Source organism: Bradyrhizobium sp. USDA 4473, from assembly GCF_054063335.1.
In genome coordinates, this window is sequence record NZ_JBSSGE010000001.1 from 111,039 (window position 1) to 129,568 (window position 18,530).

At 64.9% G+C, this 18,530-nt stretch carries 22 protein-coding genes; 11 read left to right on the forward strand and 11 right to left on the reverse strand.

What is annotated here, in order from left to right; translation table 11 throughout:
- The first annotated feature begins 121 nt into the window (after positions 1 to 121).
- Positions 122 to 847 (forward strand): alpha/beta hydrolase, encoded by a 726-nt coding sequence (locus ACVW17_RS00490; protein ID WP_456749970.1) that lies wholly within the window; start codon positions 122 to 124, stop codon positions 845 to 847.
- 13 nt (positions 848 to 860) lie between these two features.
- Here the strand turns inward: ACVW17_RS00490 and ACVW17_RS00495 are convergent, their stop codons facing one another.
- Complete coding sequence (locus ACVW17_RS00495; RefSeq protein ID WP_456796670.1) at positions 861 to 2,354, reverse strand: flavin-containing monooxygenase; 1,494 nt, start codon at positions 2,352 to 2,354, stop codon at positions 861 to 863.
- Between the two features lie 198 nt (positions 2,355 to 2,552).
- Positions 2,553 to 3,002, reverse strand: coding sequence for a cupin domain-containing protein (locus ACVW17_RS00500; RefSeq protein ID WP_456749971.1), 450 nt, complete (start codon positions 3,000 to 3,002; stop codon positions 2,553 to 2,555).
- 250 nt (positions 3,003 to 3,252) lie between these two features.
- On the opposite strand from ACVW17_RS00500, the gene ACVW17_RS00505 reads away from it, so the two are divergent.
- Positions 3,253 to 4,311, forward strand: coding sequence for an AraC family transcriptional regulator (locus ACVW17_RS00505; RefSeq protein WP_456749972.1), 1,059 nt, complete (start codon positions 3,253 to 3,255; stop codon positions 4,309 to 4,311).
- Positions 4,312 to 4,340: 29 nt separating this feature from the next.
- Here the strand turns inward: ACVW17_RS00505 and ACVW17_RS00510 are convergent, their stop codons facing one another.
- The 6 genes from ACVW17_RS00510 to ACVW17_RS00535 all read right to left on the reverse strand — a co-directional run bounded on the left by ACVW17_RS00510 (position 4,341) and on the right by ACVW17_RS00535 (position 8,447).
- Entirely contained in the window at positions 4,341 to 4,556 is a 216-nt protein-coding gene (locus ACVW17_RS00510; RefSeq protein ID WP_456749973.1) for a hypothetical protein, read from the reverse strand.
- A gap of 242 nt (positions 4,557 to 4,798) precedes the next feature.
- Positions 4,799 to 5,530 (reverse strand): enoyl-CoA hydratase-related protein, encoded by a 732-nt coding sequence (locus ACVW17_RS00515; RefSeq protein ID WP_456749974.1) that lies wholly within the window; start codon positions 5,528 to 5,530, stop codon positions 4,799 to 4,801.
- Positions 5,531 to 5,534: 4 nt separating this feature from the next.
- Positions 5,535 to 5,792, reverse strand: a complete 258-nt coding sequence (locus ACVW17_RS00520; RefSeq protein ID WP_456749975.1) for a hypothetical protein — start codon at positions 5,790 to 5,792, stop codon at positions 5,535 to 5,537.
- Between the two features lie 8 nt (positions 5,793 to 5,800).
- Positions 5,801 to 5,968 carry a hypothetical protein gene (locus ACVW17_RS00525; RefSeq protein ID WP_456749976.1) on the reverse strand — a complete coding sequence of 56 codons (168 nt, stop codon included), beginning with the start codon at positions 5,966 to 5,968 and terminating at the stop codon, positions 5,801 to 5,803.
- A gap of 39 nt (positions 5,969 to 6,007) precedes the next feature.
- Positions 6,008 to 6,751 (reverse strand): outer membrane protein, encoded by a 744-nt coding sequence (locus ACVW17_RS00530; RefSeq protein ID WP_456749977.1) that lies wholly within the window; start codon positions 6,749 to 6,751, stop codon positions 6,008 to 6,010.
- A 61-nt stretch (positions 6,752 to 6,812) separates the two neighbouring features.
- Positions 6,813 to 8,447 (reverse strand): outer membrane beta-barrel protein, encoded by a 1,635-nt coding sequence (locus ACVW17_RS00535; protein ID WP_456749978.1) that lies wholly within the window; start codon positions 8,445 to 8,447, stop codon positions 6,813 to 6,815.
- A 440-nt stretch (positions 8,448 to 8,887) separates the two neighbouring features.
- Between ACVW17_RS00535 and ACVW17_RS00540 the strand changes: the two genes are divergently transcribed.
- The 7 genes from ACVW17_RS00540 to ACVW17_RS00570 all read left to right on the forward strand — a co-directional run bounded on the left by ACVW17_RS00540 (position 8,888) and on the right by ACVW17_RS00570 (position 14,201).
- Entirely contained in the window at positions 8,888 to 9,466 is a 579-nt protein-coding gene (locus ACVW17_RS00540) for a hypothetical protein (RefSeq protein ID WP_456749979.1), read from the forward strand.
- Positions 9,467 to 9,773: 307 nt separating this feature from the next.
- Entirely contained in the window at positions 9,774 to 11,429 is a 1,656-nt protein-coding gene (locus ACVW17_RS00545; protein WP_456749980.1) for a sensor histidine kinase, read from the forward strand.
- A complete protein-coding gene (locus ACVW17_RS00550) occupies positions 11,422 to 12,135 on the forward strand; it encodes a response regulator (protein ID WP_456749981.1) in 714 nt (237 codons plus the stop codon). Before ACVW17_RS00545 ends, ACVW17_RS00550 begins: the two co-directional genes overlap by 8 nt.
- An 88-nt stretch (positions 12,136 to 12,223) precedes the next feature.
- Positions 12,224 to 12,346 (forward strand): hypothetical protein, encoded by a 123-nt coding sequence (locus ACVW17_RS00555; protein ID WP_456749982.1) that lies wholly within the window; start codon positions 12,224 to 12,226, stop codon positions 12,344 to 12,346.
- A 95-nt stretch (positions 12,347 to 12,441) separates the two neighbouring features.
- Complete coding sequence (locus tag ACVW17_RS00560) at positions 12,442 to 13,308, forward strand: S1C family serine protease (protein ID WP_456749983.1); 867 nt, start codon at positions 12,442 to 12,444, stop codon at positions 13,306 to 13,308.
- Positions 13,305 to 13,679, forward strand: coding sequence for a response regulator transcription factor (locus ACVW17_RS00565; RefSeq protein ID WP_456749984.1), 375 nt, complete (start codon positions 13,305 to 13,307; stop codon positions 13,677 to 13,679). Before ACVW17_RS00560 ends, ACVW17_RS00565 begins: the two co-directional genes overlap by 4 nt.
- 309 nt (positions 13,680 to 13,988) lie before the next feature.
- A complete protein-coding gene (locus ACVW17_RS00570; RefSeq protein WP_456749985.1) occupies positions 13,989 to 14,201 on the forward strand; it encodes a hypothetical protein in 213 nt (70 codons plus the stop codon).
- 53 nt (positions 14,202 to 14,254) lie between these two features.
- On the opposite strand, the gene ACVW17_RS00575 is transcribed toward ACVW17_RS00570, so the two are convergent.
- The 3 genes from ACVW17_RS00575 to ACVW17_RS00585 are packed head-to-tail and all read right to left on the reverse strand — an operon-like array spanning position 14,255 to position 15,617.
- A complete protein-coding gene (locus ACVW17_RS00575) occupies positions 14,255 to 14,704 on the reverse strand; it encodes a hypothetical protein (RefSeq protein WP_456749986.1) in 450 nt (149 codons plus the stop codon).
- Between the two features lie 42 nt (positions 14,705 to 14,746).
- Entirely contained in the window at positions 14,747 to 14,989 is a 243-nt protein-coding gene (locus tag ACVW17_RS00580; protein WP_456796671.1) for a hypothetical protein, read from the reverse strand.
- On the reverse strand, positions 14,949 to 15,617 hold the full coding sequence (locus tag ACVW17_RS00585) for a metallophosphoesterase family protein (protein WP_456796672.1): 669 nt from the start codon (positions 15,615 to 15,617) through the stop codon (positions 14,949 to 14,951). Before ACVW17_RS00585 ends, ACVW17_RS00580 begins: the two co-directional genes overlap by 41 nt.
- A gap of 149 nt (positions 15,618 to 15,766) precedes the next feature.
- On the opposite strand from ACVW17_RS00585, the gene ACVW17_RS00590 reads away from it, so the two are divergent.
- Both ACVW17_RS00590 and ACVW17_RS00595 read left to right on the forward strand, forming a co-directional pair.
- Positions 15,767 to 16,858 (forward strand): mandelate racemase/muconate lactonizing enzyme family protein, encoded by a 1,092-nt coding sequence (locus ACVW17_RS00590; protein WP_456749988.1) that lies wholly within the window; start codon positions 15,767 to 15,769, stop codon positions 16,856 to 16,858.
- A 129-nt stretch (positions 16,859 to 16,987) separates the two neighbouring features.
- Entirely contained in the window at positions 16,988 to 18,406 is a 1,419-nt protein-coding gene (locus ACVW17_RS00595; RefSeq protein WP_456749989.1) for a M20 family metallopeptidase, read from the forward strand.
- Positions 18,407 to 18,530: the final 124 nt, after the last annotated feature.

The window sequence follows — 18,530 nt, forward strand, 5'->3', positions numbered from 1 at the left end:
AGCGCGCCCGGTCCGGCTACCGCAATATCCGACAAACCGCCGCACGAACGTCGCGCCATCACAGGAAGCGAGCGTCGATCTAACCAAACCGCTTGACGAAGCACAATTGGAGAAGCACAGCATGTCGACCTATGTTCTCGTCCATGGCGCCTGGCATACCGGCGCCGAGTTCGAACCGGTTGCGGCTGCGATCCGCAAGGCTGGCCATGTCGTCCACACCCCGACGATCAAGGGCAACCGGCCCGGCGATCGCAAGGACTCAGGCCTTGCCGAGGCGATCCAGTCGATCGTGGATTATCTGAGCGAGCACGATCTGAAGGACGTCGTGCTGGTCGGTCACAGCTATGGCGGCATGGTCATCACCGGCGTTGCCGATGCCGCCGCAAATCGCATCCGCCGCCTCGTCTACTGGAACGCGTTCGTGCCGAACAATGGCGAGTCCCTGAACGACATGGTGCCGCCGCACTATGTCGGCCTGTTCGACGCCATCCATGCCGAGCGCGGCGACGGCTCGGTGGTGCTGCCGTTCCCGATCTGGCGGGAGGCCTTCATCAACGACGCCGATCTCGATACCGCGCAGCGCGCCTATGACGTGCTCAATCCGCACCCGCTGAAGACGTTTCAGGACAAGATCGTGCTGCGGACCAATCCGGCCGAGATGCCGATCGCAAAATCCTACGTCAACTGCACCGAGGACACCGCGCTGCCGCACGGCCTGCCCTGGCATCCGCGGTTGTCGGAGAAGCTCGGCCTGTTCCGCCTGATCCAGGTGCCGGGCAGCCACGAGCTGTGCTTCTCCAACCCGGAGCGCCTGGCGCAGGCCTTCCTCGACGCCGGCCGGGACTGAACGACATCATGCTCTATGCGACCGCCTTGTACGCGGGCGCGGTCGCGAGAAAGCGTGCATAGGCGTCCGCGTCGGGCGGCGTGAACTTCTCGACGAGCGGGTTGCGGCGCGACGCCGTGGTGCCGATGTCGGCCAGCAGCTCGTCGAAATGCTTGAAGTGGTAGGGCGCGACGCACAGCCCGCCATAGACGCCCGCCGCCGGACGTTCGACCCGCCTGAAGTTGAGCATCAGCGCGATGTTGTCCTGCATCTCGGCCGCGCTCGGCTGCCGCGCGAGCTGGCCGTCGGCATAGCGCACCAGCCAGTTCGCGGCGAGATCCGCGCACAGCACGGTGCAGAAGCTCGAATTGAAGCCGACAAAGCCCATGTCGGGCAGATCGGGATTGGCGATCAGCCGGTAGAGCCGGTACTGCCCGTCGGGCTCGACCAGCTTGTTCTGATACTCCGCGGGCAGGAACGGCACACCGAGCTTGTAGCCGATCGCGAGCACCGCGATGTCGGCCGCGACACGCTGACCGCCGCGCATCACGATGGTGTTGCCGTCATAATGATCGAAGGTGCCGAGCACCGCCTTGATCCGGCCATCGGCCACCATCGGATAGAAGCCGGGGGTTGCGATCGGCACCGAGCAATTGACGCCGTCCTCGATCCGCTCCTTCGGCACCATGCCGCACTGCTTCAGCTTGAGCTGCACCTTCAGCATGCTCTCGAGCCCGCGCCAGTTCGCCCAGACGAACGGCTTAGCGACGGCATGCGCGAGGCGCGCCATCGGCCCGATGCCCCAGCTCGCGAACATCTGCTCCTGGGCGCGGATGTAGAGGATGCGTTTGAAGTTGACGAGGCCGCCGATGAAATAGGGAATCCGCCACACCGGCTCGCGAAACACGATGGTGACTTCGCTGGCGCCGGAATTGACCGCGTTCACCGCGATATCGGTCGCCGATTTGGAGCCGCCGAGCACCACGACCTTGCGGCCCTTGGCAAGATCGGGGTCACCATATTGCGACGAGTGCAGAATCTGGCCGCCCTGCGCCTTGAAACTATCCTCGCCGGGAAGCGGCAGCGACTGCGGCTCGTTGAATTGCCCGGTGCAGACCGCGACGAAGTCGAAATCCTCGTGGCCGGTGGCACCATCGGTCGAGCGTAGCGCCAGTGTCCAGCCCGGCTTGCCGTCGGCCCGGCGCGTCATGCCCTCGACCTTTGTATTGAACCGCATCGCGCCCTCGAGCCCATGGCTGCGCGCATAGTCGCGCAAGTAAGCATGGACCTGCGGGCCCTTCGGCCATTCCGGATAGGATTCCGGCATCGCCTTATCGGTGTAGCGATAGAGCTCCTTCGGGCTCTGGGTCTGCACATCGGGATAGGAACGCGCCGGCTCCCAGACCCCGCCGAGATCGCCGCTGCGCTCGATGATCGTCACCCGGTGGCCACGACCGGCAAAGGCCTTGCCGGCGGCGAGCCCTGAAATGCCGGCGCCGATGACGCACACATGCTTCTGCTTGACCATGAAACGTCTCCGCGATGAATGAACAGATCCAATTTCGCTAAGGCGCACGCCTCCCCGTCATCGCCGGAGCCTCCTCCGGCGATTGCCGCCTCGCATGCGTAGTGTCAGCTCGCTTTAGCTCTCTTGTTTGAGCATGATCTTTTCGGAAAGCCACTTCGCACTTTGCACTAACGCTGCCCTCCGGGTCCGGATCATGCTCTAGTCGTTGGCGTCCGGCGGCAGGAAATCCACCTCGTGCTCGGCGGAGATCCGAACCACTTCGGCAGGGTCCGTCAGATTGTCGAGCTTCTCGAACAGCGCCTCGAGCTTCTGCATCGGCGACACCCAGAACAGCGCTCGCGCCGGCTTGTCGGACTTGTTGAAATAGCCGTGCGGAATGCCGCGCGGCATGCGCACGAGGTCGCCGGCCTTGGCCTGCACCCAGACGCCGTCGAGCTTGAGATCGAGCACGCCTTCCTGCACCAGGATGAACTCGTCCTGGGTCGGGTGGATGTGCACCGGCACGAACTGGCCGGGATCGCTGTTGGTCTCGAACGCGAAGGTCGAGTCGGTGACCGCCTTCGGGTAATAGACCTGGCCCAGGATATTCCAGGTCTTGCCGCCGTAGCCGGTGCCGGTGCGGGTAATGCCTTTTTCGAGCGTGCCCATGTCAGCCTCTCCAGTGTTGATGCGTCTTGCGGACACGGAGCCTGTCGCCAGCGGGTGGGACTGTCTAGCCGCTAAACGAATCCGCAGCCGGCACGCTCATGCTGCAATGCGGGAGCAAATTCTGCCCAAGGCCGTCGCATCGGCCTGCGCGCCGATCGGGCAGTTTGCGCGACAAAACAGCGTTCCCCTTTGCCGACGAATGGATTACGCTATCAGATATTTTAGACCTCAAACAACTCGGACGGCCGGCGTGACTGCTGTTGGCAACGAGGTTACGGCAAGGGCCAATCCTGCCAAGGTAAATCCTGGCAAGGCAAATCCTGCAAAGGCAAGGCTGAAGGATTTCGCGCGCGTTGCGACCGCACGGGTCGATGACGCGGCCGAAGCGATCGGCCGCATCTTCTGTCCGCACGATCTGACGCCGGTCGATCATTCCGAGCGCGATTTCTCCGCACACCACAATTGCGCTAATTTCGACGGCTTCTCCGTCAACTATGTCGCCTATGGCGGATCGGTCGCGATCAATCCCGGTTGCCTCGACCGCTTCTTCCTGTTGCAGATGCCGCTGTCCGGCTCGGCTTCGGTGCGGACCGCGGCGCGCGAGCTGACCACCGGGCCGCAACACTGCGCCTCGCTGCTGTCGCCGACCATTCCGACCGAGATGACCTGGCGCGATGACTGCGCCCAGCTCATCGTGCTGCTCGACCGCAAGCTGGTGGAGCATCGCGCCGCCGCGCTGGGCGGCGTGGCGGTCCGGCCGGTCGAGTTCGATCCTGCCGTCGCGCTGAACGGACCGCTCGGGCAAACGCTCTCGGCTAGGATCGAACATCTCGTGATGGCAGCCGAGCAGCTCGGGCCACGCCGCACGCTGTCTGCGCTTGCGGCAGCCGACTGGCGCGAGCAGTTTCTCAACGCCCTGCTCAACGAGCAGCGCCACAGCCTGAGTACGGCGATCGACGTCTTCAACGGCCGCACCGAGGCGCAGCCTGCGGCGCTGAAGCGGGTGCGCGCGTATCTGGAGAGCCGCGCGACTGAGCCGCTGGATCTCGCCGAGCTTGCCGAGATCGCGGGCACCGGTGTCCGGGCGCTGCAACTCGGGTTCCGCCGCCACTTCGGCACCACGGTCTCCGAGATGCTGCTCGAGATCCGCCTCGCCCATCTCAACGCCCGGCTCAAGACGGCGCGGCCGGGCGAACGCATCGTCGATATCGCATTCGACCTCGGCTTCACCCATCTGAGCCGGATGGCGAGCGCCTATCGCGCCAAGTTCGGCGAGACGCCGAAGGCGACGTTGCAGCGGCTGAGTTGAGCCGATCTGGGCAACGATCCGCCGCTAGTCTAGCGGTGAAATGGCGCCGTCTTCGCCTGGGCCGAAAAATCCGTGACCGGCGTGTCGATCCGCTTGGTCTGCCTGACCATGCGCACGCTCGTCACCTGCTGTGAATGCTGTGCGTATTTTGTCGGCGCACTGGCTGATGCACCGGCATGGGCGGCGGGCGCCATCAAGGCGGCAATCGCGACGGCACTAATCAGGATAGCAAGGGACTTCAGCATCGCACCCTCCAGGAGGCTGAGACACATCCGAACAGCGATAGGCGTTTCCAATCGACGCCTCTGCCCGGCGTCTTGTTGACGATGAGGAATGCTGGTCCCGATTCCTATGAATCGCAACAATAATCATCAGCTGCTGATTTTTTGGGCAAGCCGCCGCGTCGATCAGGAAAGCCGAATGCGACGAGGCCCAGCCGATTGCGGCGCCGCACAAGTCGCGGACGGGACAGCCCGTGCCACTCGCGTCACCTACGCCGCGCTGCGGTCGCTTCCAACGCCATGCTGCGATGATCGTCGTCCGCCGCCATCCGCCGCAGCACATCCTGCGCCGACGACTTCGGCAGGGTGTGGATTCCCGAGATTTCGCCGGCCGGCAACCGACAGAGCTGCTGCGCGATCCGCTCCGCTTCGATCGCCGCTTGTCCCGGCGCAACGGTCACGTCGATCAGACCCGCATCACAGGCTCGCTCCGCCCGCATCGGCCGTCCGGAAACGAGCATCGAGAGGGCGCGGTGGTGAGCCAGGCGCCGGGGTATCAACAAGCCGATCGCACCATCCGGGACCAGATCATGAGACTCCAGCGGCGAGGCAAACGTCGCGGATGCGGCTGCCATGACAAGGTCGCAACTGAAGACGAGGGATGTGCCGATGCCCGTCGCCGCACCTTCGACGGCGGCAACGATCGGCTTCGTGTTGTTGGCGAGCGCCTGCAGAAACCTGCCTACCGTCTGCGGAGAGCTTGCTTCCGTCGCTGCGCCCCCGGCAGCATGATGATCGGCAGGGTCGCTGCCGGCCGCGAGCACATCGAACCCGCCGATCACAACGATGCAACGGATAGCGGGATTGCACTGTGCCGCCTCGATCGCGCCTGTCATGGCGAGATACAGCCCATCGCCGGCCGCGTTCGTGCCGTCCGCTTGCAGCAGCACGATCGTCAGCACCGCTCCCTGCTCGCGGACCGCGACGCGTCCGGCCATCGGTTCAAAACTCCAACGGCGCGCGCCACATCGGCGACTTCGGACCGCCGTAGTAGCGCATCGGCCCAAGATGCAGCGCCGGCTGCACCGGCGTCGGCACTGCTGCCGTGTGCATCGAATGGCGGTGCGGCCGGTGGGCATGGCAGTAGCGCCTGGACTTTGCTATCGCCTCGCTCCCCGCCCCGACAGCGAGCAGCACGCCGACATGAATGGCGAGCCTGATGCCGGCGCGCCCTTTCGCGTGAAAGCGAAGCCGTCGCATCGGCGGGCCTACTGGCTCGCCCACATCGGGGATTTCGGGCCCCCGTAGTAGCGCATCGGCGTGGCGCCATCCGCCGTCGGTGCCGCCGCGTCGCTGATGCAGCCGGCAGCCGTGGCACAGAGCCCCGCGATCATGACGATGCGCAACAATGCTTGCCTCAATGTCGAGATCCCCATGCTGTCCTCCTTCCTGCGTTGCACCTGTGCTTTGACCGATCAGTATTTCGCGACCACCGGACCGCCGAACTTGTAGTCGAGGCCGAGCGTCACGACCGAGTAGGTGTTATCGACGGTGTAGGGAATCTGGCCATTGAGCGGCGCGGCGCGCTCGTAGCGGCCGAAGTCGTAGTAGCGATATTCGAACTTGCCGATCAGGTTGTTGGTCAGCGCATAGGCGATGCCACCGCCTGCGGTCAGGCCGCTCCTGTTGGCGCTGAACTGATCGACGCCGAACACCGGATCGCTGTTGGTATGCTGGAAGTCGCCATAGGCCCAGCCGCCGGTGAAGAACAGCAGCAGGCGGTCGAGCGCGATACCGCCGCGGGCGCGCAGCGTGAAGCCGTCGCGCAGGCTGGTCGCGTCAACCGAGGCGATCGGCAAGGTGCCGGCGTTGAATTGATCGACATCGCTGCCCTTGATGCCGGACCAGAACCCGTCGGCCTCCACGCCGACCACGATGCTCCCGCTCTGCACGTTGTAGCCGATTTCGCCGCCCGCGATTCCGCCGGTCGACGAGTAGTTGATGGTGTAGTCGGCGAAGCCCGCCGGGCCGAGCGCGTTGTTGAGATTGTGGTTGCCGTAACCGCCGCCGCCGAACACGCCGACATAGAAGCCGGACCAGTCGTAGGCCGGCGCCGCGATCGCGGGCGCCTTGGTGTACATCGGAAGGTCGGCGCCGAGCGCCGGCGAGGCTGCAGCCAGCAGCGTGAGCGCTGCGGATGTGAGAAGAATTCGCTTCATGTTGTTCCCCTGTCCCTTGTTCTGACGAAGCGCCCGGCGGGCATGCCGGGCGCGCTCACGATCAGAAGTGAATGATGATGTCCGCCGAACCGATCAGAGCGAAATTCTTGGTCGGGGCGATGCCGAGATTGGAATTGCCGTTGAACGCATTCGCATCCAGCGACCTGTAGTAGGAGACCTCGGGCCGGATCTCGATCTGCGGCGAGAACCAGTGCTGCCAGCCGATGCCGGTCTCGACGTAGCGCGTCTTGACGCCGGTGCGCTGTCCCTGCTTGTCGTCGTAGAACTCGATGCGATACGAAATGTTGTCGAGCGGCGAGGCCTTGTAATTCAGGTAGGCCAGATAGGTCTGCACCGACGCGGTGCAGGCGAACACCGTCGCGCTGCTGCACTGGGCGAGGCCCGGCGCATTGAACGGCAGATATTGCGGCGAGAACGGCGTGCCGCCCGCGGCATAGGCAGCCATCGCCGCCGGATTGTTGGCGTTCAGCACATTGTTCTGATGCAGATTGTAGGTCTCGAACGAGATGTGCCACTGGTCGTTGAACTTGTGGTACGCCGTCAGGCCGTACCATTGCAGGTTGTTGTAACCCCAGGTGCCGCTGTTGATCGCGTCGGCGACGACGTAGACGCTGTCGTTGCCGGAGTCGCTGGTCCAGCGCACACCACCGGTGACGCTCGGGATCGCGCCGGGATCCTTCAGCATGGTGGTGCCGGGAAACAGCGGATTGGGGAACGGGTTGGCGATCTTGGCGCCGGCATTCCACGGCATGGTGTCGCTGCCGACCGAGACGCCCAGTTGCAGCATCCAGTTCTTGGTGACTGCCAGCGTGCTCTGCAGACCCGTGTTGGTGTAGTTGTCGAACGTATACGTCATCGAGTGCGTATACATGTAGTTGTTGGGCGCGAGCTGCGCCTCGATGTCGGGGATCGAGATGAAGCGGCCGAACCGCAGCAGCAGACCTTCGGCGATCTGCGGGATGAACACCTCGCCGTAAGCCATCGGCAGGTCGTAGCCGTAGTTCTTGTTCTGATTCAGGAGCTGGTTGCTCCACAGGCCGTAGGCAGTCGTATAGCGATAGTTCTCGCCGTAGATCGGCGCGATGCGGAAGCCCCAGTCGACGTGATCCTTCTGGACCGTGTCGGGCAGCCGCTCGATATAGAGCACCGCCTGGTCGAGCTGCACCGTATTCGGATTGTAATCGTAGGCGGCCGGCGCGTTGCCGCCGCGAACCGAGTTGGAGCTCAGATTGCCGCCGGCGTTGATCCAGCCATAGACCTGGATATGCGCATCGTTCATCCACTGTCCGGCGGGCGTGGTGCCGAGCGCCGCCATCAGCGGGCTGTCGACCGAGCTCGGCCGCGTCACGCCGATGCTGGTCGTGCCGCCATACGGCCATTCCGTGAACGGCATCGGCGGCGTGCTCTGCGGCGTCGCCGGCCAATAGTCGCGGCGGGACGGCGGCGCTTTCGGATCCGATGGCGCGGAGTCATGCCCCCATTCGAGCCGGTAGTAATTGATGAAACGCGTGAAGAAGTCGCTGCCGAGATAGCCGTCGAGGCAGGCGTAATTCTTGTATGGATCGCAGTTCGCCGCCGGCGCCTTCAGCAGCGGCGGATTGGCGTCGGCAGCGTGTGCCGCGTTGACCAGGCCCACCGCCGCCAACGATACGCCCGCCAGAAACAGTCTCTTCATGATTTTGCCCCAAGCTATTGCTACCGACGCTTCGAGCGCTCTCGCGTGTAACGTCTGCGTAATCTTTCGTGGGGGCTCGAGAAAAAGGCGATACGGGTCTCGCCGCGCTTTCATTAAGATAAAATAGCCGGAACGACAGGCTTCGCCCGGCTTGCGCAGATAAGCGTCATTTGCATTGGCGATTGCTGAAGAACCCGGCAAGAACCGTAAGGTTTTGTGACAGCCGCGCGTTGCGATGCGAGAGAATCCGCGCGACCTGTGCCATTTCTGCCATAGCTCGATCGGTCTCGCGATCATCGTCAACGCGGACGCTATTTTATTGCTACGCAGATCGCAGTGAATCCGCATCGAAGATATACGCGCGCAGCGGCTAAGCTCACTTCATCCGGCGAATCCTTCGCCGCGGTAGCAACGGAGCGCCGCGCATCGTGGTCAACGTGATGAACTGTGCGAGCGGCGATGAGATCGGCGACATCGATCTGAACTTTCTGCCGGCCAATCTCACGGCGCAGTGCCGCAACCTGATCGAGAGCTATCACGACATCCATGGCTATGCCTGTCTGCCCGACATGTTGTGGCGGGCGCGGCTCGGGCCGTTTATCGAGCGGCACGACGAATTCAGGCAGCAGCTGCGCAAGGCCTCGACGACGCGAAGCGCCAAGAAGTCGAATCGCGGCTTCGTCGAGATCGCAACCGCGATCCTGTCGCTGGAGATATTGGCCAGCAGCTTTGCGGGCTGGGCTGCGCTCTATCCGGAGCAAGGCGCGAGAGCGGCTGCCGTGCTGAAGCGGCAAGCGGGCGGTTCACAGACCCCGCTGATGGACTTCTATCTCTATCCGCCGAAATATTTCAGCGCCGCCGCGATCGCCAAGCTCACTCCGCCGCGGGCGAGCCAGACCGGCGAATTCGGCCTCTACGGCACCTCGAAGCCGGAGCTCGCCGGAGAACGGTTGGCGCTGAGCTACGTCAGCGAAATGCTGCAGAAATCGGATGATGCCGCCCTGCTCGAGCAACGCTGAAGGCGCCTCGCCGCGCCATGGCGAGCAGCCCATCGATCCACTCGGCAAGGCCGGAGTCCGGGATTCGACTATTTCTTTTATATTTCTCGCCCGCCGCAACAACATGGATTTTCTATCCGTTCCTGGGGAATGCTCGGATCGCTGGGTAGTTGGTGACATCGGAGCAGCAACCGACGGTCGAACGTTGAACCATTCGCGAGGACATGCGCCGTTCTGACGGCACTGCGCCCGCGTCTTCAGCGCTCCCATTGGATGTTGCCGGGGCGGATTTCGTGCGGGCCGCAATGGCCGTGACGAGGATCATCCGGTGTCGTTCTCTACGAAGGCAAAATCCTTGATCTACTCCCTGCCCCTGTTTCAACGGCTCGCTGATGTCCGCGCGCGCCGCACCGAAGCGGAGCACATCGTCGCGTCCGGTTTCGACGAGAAGCAGAGACCGCTGATCTGGAGCAACGTGCTGCCCCTGCTGGGATCGGTCGGATCGATCGCCGCCATCACTGCGATCCTGTTCGCGCTCGACGAGCCGATCGCCGCAAACCTGGTGCCGATCGCCTACCTGATCCCCGTCATCTTTGCCGCCACGAGATGGGGCATCTGGTCGGGCACTCTGGCGTCGCTGGCGGCGATCGCAGCCGCCGATTTCTTCTTTTTCACGCCGCTCTACAGCCTGCGGGTCGACAGCCCGCAGGAGGCGATCGACCTCCTCGTGTTCCTCATCGTCGCGCTGGCGAGCAGCAACCTGGCGTCGCGCCTGCGTCAGGAGACCGAGCGGTTGCGGCGTCGCGAACGCGAGATGCAGCACCTCTACGAATTCTCCAAGCGTCTCGCCGCCTGTTTCACGATCGCGGATCTGATCGGCGCGGTCAGGCACTATCTGGCGCACACACTCGGCCATCGCGCCGCATTGTTCGTCGCATCTGCCGGCGGTCATTTCGAGTCCGCGCCCGAATCGGCCGTGGCTCCGCCCGCCGTCCGGGACAGCGCGGCGGCGATGACGGCCGCGGTCGGCGCGACCGATCGCAGCGTCGTCGATGAGACCACCCAGGATGTTTGGCTGTTGCGCGCCGTGGCTTCGAAAACCGCGGTGCACGGCGTCATCGCCATCAACGTCGGGCGCGGTACGCGCGATGCGCTCAAATTGCGCGCGCGCCGGATCGAGGCCGTGCTCGAGGAGGTCTCGCTGACTCTGCAACGGCTCGACATCGGCAAGGCGATGGACGATGCCCGTCTGCATTTGCAGGCCGAGCTGTTACGCGACGCCTTCCACGGCACGCTGTCGCACGAACTGTGCTCGCCGCTCGCCGCCATCCAGGGATCGGTGAGTGTGATGCGGGAGATGCCGGCGGTCGCGGCCGACGACCGACTGCGCTCGCTGATCGAGGCAGTCACCGACGAGGTGGTCCGGCTCGACGGCCACATCCGCAATCTCCTGAACGCGACGCGGGTCACGGCCGGCGGATTAACGCCCCGTCTCGAATGGTCCGACCCGCGCGACATCGTCAATGCCGCGGTCAAGGCGCGGGCGCGGCGGCTCGCAGCGCACCGCCTCGAGATCGGGTTCGACGACGATCTCCCGCTGCTCAAGGTCGATTGCGGCCTGATCGAGGAAGCCTGCGGCCAACTGCTGGAGAATGCCGCCAAATACTCGCCATCCGGGTCGACGATATCCGTGCAGACCCGCCACGACAACGGACGCGTCGTGATGTCGATCATCGATCAGGGCGTCGGCGTCACGCCGGACGAGCAGCGCCACCTCGGCCGCAAGTCGTTCCGCAGCCCGCGCCACCAGGCGAGCGTTCCCGGCTCGGGGCTCGGCTTCTGGATCGCATCGACCTTCATCAGGGCACATGACGGCACCGTGGAGATAGCGAGCCGCGGCCACGGCCTCGGCACGACGGCATCGATCTTGCTACCGGCGCAGCTACCTACAGATTCGGAACTGGTGACCTGCGACGATGAGTAAGCCGCGTAACCTTGTCCTGCTGATCGACGATGAGCCGAAGATCCGCCGCTTCCTGCGCGCCGGGTTTGAAATTCACGGCTTCTCCGTCGTCGAGGCCGAGAATGCCGCCGAAGGCCTGAAGATCGCGACTTTCAATGCGCCCGACCTCGTGATCCTCGACCTCGGCTTGCCGGACCTGCACGGCAGCGAGACGCTGGAGCGGCTGCGTTCCTGGTCCAATGTCCCGGTGATCGTGCTCTCCGTCGAATCCAACGAGGACGAGAAGGTGCGCCTGCTGCAGGCGGGTGCCGATGACTATGTCGTCAAGCCGTTCGGCATGGCCGAGCTGCTGGCGCGCAGTGACGCCGCGCTGCGCCGCTATTTCAAGAGCCCGACCGAAAATCCGGTCGTCGTGGTCGGCTCGCTGTCGGTCGATCTGGTCAGCCGCGCCGTCTCGCTCAACCAGGCCAGGATCAAGCTGACGCGGAAGGAGTACCGCCTGCTGCACGTGCTTGCGGTCCATGTCGGACTGGTGGTGACGCACGATCAGCTGCTGAAGGAGATCTGGACCGGCAACCAGCGCGACAACATCCAGTATCTGCGCATCCTGGTGCGCAAGCTGCGCCAGAAGATCGAAGCCGATCCGAACCAGCCGCGGCTGCTGGTAACGGAGTCCGGGGTCGGCTATCGGCTGGAGAACCGGCTGGAGACCAGCGTCGCCGATTGAAGATCGGTCGCCTGCCGACCGGCATATATACAAAAATAATATATTTTCGCTCCGGAAAGCCTTAGCGTGCCCGCAAAAGGGGCACGTGGTGCAGTTCCTGATTCAACCATTTCACTTCCTCGGCTTCGAGGGTCAGAACTGGATGCTGATCGTGCCCGCACTGGTGGCGGTGTTCGGCTTGCTCGGCTGGCGGACCCGGGACCGCGGCTGAGGTGCACGGACGGTCCTGGTCCCGGCCCTGCCCATCCGGCCAGTTTCGTCTCCAGGCGCAACATCCCAGATTGAGGGAAGCCAACGGAGTTTCCCATGACCGAACCGAACATCCTTTCCTCGCTGTCATCAGCCCTTGCGGACACCATCGCGCGTGCCGCCCCCGCGATCGTCTCCGTACATTCGCATCGCGCCCGCGCATCCGGCTTCATCTGGAAGACGGGCCTTGTCGTTACCGCCGACGAGGCGCTCGCCGATGAGGGCGAGATCGAGATCCAGCTCCCCGACGGCAGCCGCAAGCCGGCCGTCGTCGCCGGACGCGACCACACCACCGACATCGCTTTGCTGCGTGTCGATAGCGATATCGCACCGGTCAAGCTGTCGAGCGACATCCCGCCGCTCGGATCGCTCGCGGTGATCGCCGCGGCCGACCGCGGCGCGGCGAGCGCGCGGCTCGGCATGGTCGCGCTGTCGGGGCCGGCCTGGCGCAGCCTGCGCGGCGGCGAGATCGAGGCGCGGATCGAGCTTGACGTCCGCCTGCGCCACAGCCAGCAGGGCGGGCTGGCGCTGAATGCCGCGGGCGAGCCGTTCGGCATGGCCGTGCTCGGCCCCCGCCGCGTGCTGACGATTCCGTCTGCCACCATCGAGCGGGTCGCAGCCCAGCTCGAAAAGAGCGGCCGCATCGCGCGCGGATATCTCGGCGTCGGGTTGCAGCCGGTCCGTCTCGACGACGGTCTCGGCGCGATGGTGATGAATGTCGACAAGGCCGGGCCCTCGGCCGCCGCCGGCATCCGCCAGGGCGACGTGATCGTTGCCGTCAACGGCGAGAAACTGTCGGGCGTGCGGGCGCTGTCGCGCGGCCTCGGGCCGCAGAGCCTCGGCAGCGTCGTCGAGCTGACGGTGCATCGCGGCGGCGAACCGTTGAGCTTCAAGGTGACGGTCGGCGAGAGGCCCGAGACGTGAGCAGCGAGCCTGCCCCCGATATCGTCATCGCGCTCGAGATCGACGATCCTGTGCTCGCCGACCGGCTGGCGACCCTGCTCGGCAGCGTCGCCGGCCTGCGGCTTGCCGCGCCGGGCGAGCCGACCACGGCGGCAATCGTCGCCCGCAACCGGGAGGCCGCGGGCGCCGGCGATTTCGAGCTGACGCCGCGCGAGCTCGACGTGCTGGCGCTGCTGGCCGAAGGTGCATCCAACAAGATGATCGCGCAGCGGCTCGGGATTTCCGTCCACACGGCCAAGTTTCACGTCGGCTCCCTGCTCGACAAGCTCGACGCCACCGGCCGCACCGACGCGGTCGCGCATGCGGCGCGGCGCGGGGTGATCAACCTGTGAAGGGTGGCCGCGGTCGTCGATGGTCGCGTCGTCACTGCGAAAGCAGGGACCCATAACCACCGCGTTGTGTAAGCGGATTTCGCTGGGGCCACAGCATCGCACAACAATTGCACCCTGTGGTTATCCCGGGTCAAGCCCGGGACGACAATGAGTGTGTGAGCACAACTCGCATTTCGCGCCATGATCTGCGCGAGCTCTGCGAAAATTCCGCCTTGCGGACCTCGCTTAGACCAAATGCGTAAGTAGTCGACCGGATACTGACGCGTTACCGATCTGGCTATGCAAGCTCAGCTCACAAAAAGAAACGGCATGAAGAAGCTGATCTATCGTCACCGGGACATTGAATACTCACTCACCAACATCGAACCCGACCTCTGGAGTTGGTCATTCGAGATCGACGGCAAGACCAGGCAGGGCGTCACGCGCGCGCGGCTCGACCTGCTGGCGCAGCGCCGGGTCTGCACGCTGATCGATCGCGAATTGAAGCGCGCGGGACGGACCAAGCCGAAAGCGCCTGATTGAAGCGCACACGGAGATGCAGCGCTGTTGCTCGACGGCGCAGACGTTGCCTTCGTTCAAGACAATGCGATGACCGCCGCCGCGACATCCAGCCGTGGGCCGGCATAGCGTTTGTGATCCGGCCCGCCCTCGCCGTGGCCGACGCGCCAGTCGGCCGGCCATGAAAACCGTTCGAGCCCGGTCGCCGAGATCGCCGTGCACGACGTCCAGCGCGCCTCACCGCTGTGTCGCCACAGCACGCCGCCCGGACCCATGTCCGGATAAAGGGCGACATCGAGGCCGAAATCGCTGTCGGCGCCGAGATCGGGACCGATCCAGTAATGCGGACTGCGCCCGCGCTCGCGCCCGAGGATCAGGGTCAGCGTCTGGTTCGGTCCGCGCAAGCCGAGCCACAGCGGTGCGATCATGTCAGGCACCGGCGTGCACAGCAGCGTTTGCGGCGCGGCGACGCCGGCGGCGGTGCGGCCCGACAATTTCAGGGCGACCACCGTCGCGGGCGCCGGCATCCCGGACAGCGGTGCAGGGCTGGTGCCGCGCGGCAGCGGCGACTACGCGGCGCTGTCCAAGGGTGGCAGCGGCCATGCGAGTTGCTCGCGCACGGCACCCTCGGTATCGAGCACCTGATAGCGGAGGCCACGCTGATCGAGCGTCGCCTGCACGCAATGCAGATACTCGACGCCTTCGGGCATCCGGTGCGCGGTGCCAGCGCCTGCGGTGCAGATCTGCAGCACGCCGCGATGGACCTGGACGTCAAAGGCGAGAATGGTGGCTGCATAGATAGGCAGTGACATCCGCGCGCACGAGGATATCCCAGAATCGCGCGCTGTATTCGTGGCCGATCTCGCGCTGATAGCTGCCGCTGAAGCCGTTGATCGGGTACACGGGATGATGGCCGAGCACGAGCTTGTGCCTGGCATCCTTGTGCTGTTCGAGCACCGCTTGCAGCCAGTCGGTCTCGACATGCCCCTCGCCGCCGAGCCCGCTCCACAGCGTGTGCACGAACACCATCACGAGATCGTCGCGGCGCACCCAGTAGGACAGCCCGTCCTGACCGGGCGGGCCGTTGCGCGGCAACTTCAGCTCCTCGCGAAACACCGCCTCGCTCATCTCGTCATAGGCAGTGTGGTTGCCGGTCGTGTGCCACAGCGGCACCGCGCGCCGATCGAGCCAGCTCATCTCGACCTCGAACCAATGCCGCCATTGCGCGCGCAACGCGTCGGCGTCAGCGGTGAGGCCGATGATCTCGTCCCCGGGGAACAGAATGAATTCGGGCGCCGGATGCAGCCGGCGGACCACATTGTTCACCGACGCGAAGCTGCGCTCATGCGGCGCGCCGGCAACGCCCGAGCAGGCGTCGGCATAGATCACGAACCGGTGGCCCGGACTTCTCGGCAATAGCGACGGAATTGCATCATGCATTGATCGAACCACGTCCCGCGAACCACATCATAGGGGCAGGCACGCCGATCGCTCAAGGCAGACATTCGCGTGCGCAAGGTTGCGGAGGGCGGACACTTTTGGGATCGTGTGCCGCGCATTGCATTCATCCTGTGACAAGGAGTTCCGGCGTGGCCATCCTCAAGGACTTCAGCATCGGATTCTACAAGATCCCGCTTCCGGTCGTATTGAGCGACAGCACGCATGGCGAGATCACGGCGTTCGAGCTCGTCACGATCCGCGCCCGCGACGCCGACGGCGCGGAGGGCACCGGCTACACCTATACGGTCGGCCGCAATGGCGGTGCCGTCGCCGACATCCTGCGCCGCGAAATCCCCGGCATCGCGCGCGAGATGGAGGCGGACGACACCGAGCAGCTTTGGCACAAAGTGTGGTGGGCGTTGCACTACGGCGGCCGCGGCGGGCCGGCGGTGCTTGCGCTGTCCGCGCTCGATATCGCGCTGTGGGACCTCAAGGCGCGCCGGGCGTCGCTGCCGCTGTGGCGGCTGCTCGGCGGCTTCGACCGTCGCGTGCCCTGCTATGCCGGCGGCATCGATCTCGATCTGCCGCTGGATGGCTTGCTGAAGCAGACCGACGACAATCTGGCCAAGGGTTTTCGCGCCATCAAGATGAAGGTCGGCCGCCCGAGCCTGGCGTCCGACGTCGCGCGCGTGAAGGCGATGCGCGGCCATCTCGGCGACGAGTTTCCGCTGATGGCCGACGCCAACATGAAATGGAGCGTCGAGGAAGCGATCCGCGCCGCGCGCGCCCTGCAACCATTCGACCTGACCTGGCTCGAGGAGCCGACCATTCCTGACGACGTCGCAGGCCACGCCCGCATCCTGCAGGCCGGCGGCGTGCCGATCGCGGCGGGCGAAAATCTGCGTAGCCTGTGGGAGTTCAAGCCTTATATCGCCGGCGGCGCGCTGTCCTATGCCGAACCGGATGTCACCAATTGCGGCGGCGTGACCAGCTTCATGAAGATCGCGCGGCTCGCCGAGGCCTTCAACATCCCGGTGACCAGCCATGGCGCGCATGACATCACCGTGCATCTGCTGGCTGCGTGCCCGAATCGATCGTATCTCGAGGCGCACGGTTTCGGCCTTGATCGTTACATTGAGCATCCACTAGTTCTGGATCAGGGCATGGCGATTGCGCCGGATCGGTCGGGACACGGCATCGCCTTCGACTGGAAGGGCCTGGAGCGGCTCAACGCCGCCTGACGCAGAGATATTTCTGCACACCAAGTCGTGACTTTCGGAAAAGCAGGTCTGCCGCCAGGCGCTAGGCGAGGTCGCGGCAAGCTGCTAGCGTTTCGCGCTTCAGATTGCCTTACTCGAGGATCGGAGCAAATGGACAACCGTAGTGATGTTTGGCGCGGCGTCGACGCGATCAAGCCGCGTTTCATCGAATTGAGCGACCGCGTCTGGGCGATGCCCGAGGTTTGCTACACCGAGGCGCGCTCATCCGCCGAACATCTGGCCGAACTGCGCCATCAGGGCTTCCGCATCACCGAGAACGTCGCCGACATTCCGACCGCGGTGATGGGCGAATGGGGCGAAGGCGGCCCGGTGATCGCGTTCCTCGGCGAATACGACGCCCTGCCCGGCCTCAGCCAGGAGGCCGGCATCGCCGAGCACCGCCCGGTCGAGAGCGGCGGCCACGGCCATGGCTGCGGCCATAATCTGCTCGGCTCCTCGGCGCTGCTCGCCGCCACCGCGGTGAAGGACTGGCTCGCCGCCAACAAGGTGCCGGGCCGGGTGCGTTACTATGGCTGTCCCGCCGAGGAAGGCGGCGCGGCCAAGGCCTTTATGGTGCGCTGTGGCGCGTTCGAGGATGCCGATATCGCCATCACCTGGCATCCGCACAGCTTCTGGGAGGTGGCGGTGACGCCGTCGCTCGCCAACACCCGCGCCGATTTCATCTTCACCGGGCGGACCTCGCATGCCGCGGCCTCGCCGCATCTCGGCCGCAGCGCGCTCGATGCGGTGGAATTGATGAATGTCGGCGTCAACTACATGCGCGAGCACATGCCGAGCGATGCGCGGGTGCATTACGCGCTGCTCGACACCGGCGGCATCGCCCCGAACGTGGTGCAGGCCCATGCCCGCGTCCGCTACTCGATCCGCGCCCGTGACCTGCCCGGCATGAACGAACTGGTCGAGCGCGTGCACAAGATCGCGCAGGGCGCAGCGCTGATGACCGAGACCAAGGTCGAGATGAAGATCATCTCCGCGGTCTCCAACATCCTGCCCAACACGCCGCTGGAAGCGACGCTGCACCGGATCATGGAAGAACTCGGACCGCCGCATTTCGACGATGCCGACAAGGACTTCGCCGGCAAGATCCGCGCCACCCTGACCGACAAGGACATCGCCTCGGTATATTACGCGATCGGCATGGAGCCGACCGACCGGCCGCTGGCCGATTTCCTGGTGCCGATGGATGCCAAGCGCAATCCGCTGATCGGCTCGACCGATGTCGGCGACGTCAGCTGGGTGGTGCCGACGGTGCAGGTTCACGCACCGACGGTTGCAATCGGTACGCCGTTCCACACCTGGCAGGTTGTGGCGCAGGGCAAGACCCCTGCCGCGCACAAGGCGATGGTGCAGGCCGCCAAGGCGATGGCCGGTCTCGGCGTCAAGGCGCTGCTGGAGCCGGAGCTGATCGCGGCCGCCAAGGCCGACCTCAAGAAGCGGACCGCACGAACGCCCTATGTCAGCCCGCTGCCGGCGAATGTTGCACCGCCGTTGGATATGTCGGTGGCCTGAGGGCGGCGTCTCCTCGTCGACGCGAAATCCGGCGGCAGCCTCGGTCCGATCAGATCGGAACCAGGCTCTGGATTTTTGAGGCGTTTGCATCACGCGAAGGGCGCAGTCCCTTCGCGTGAAAACG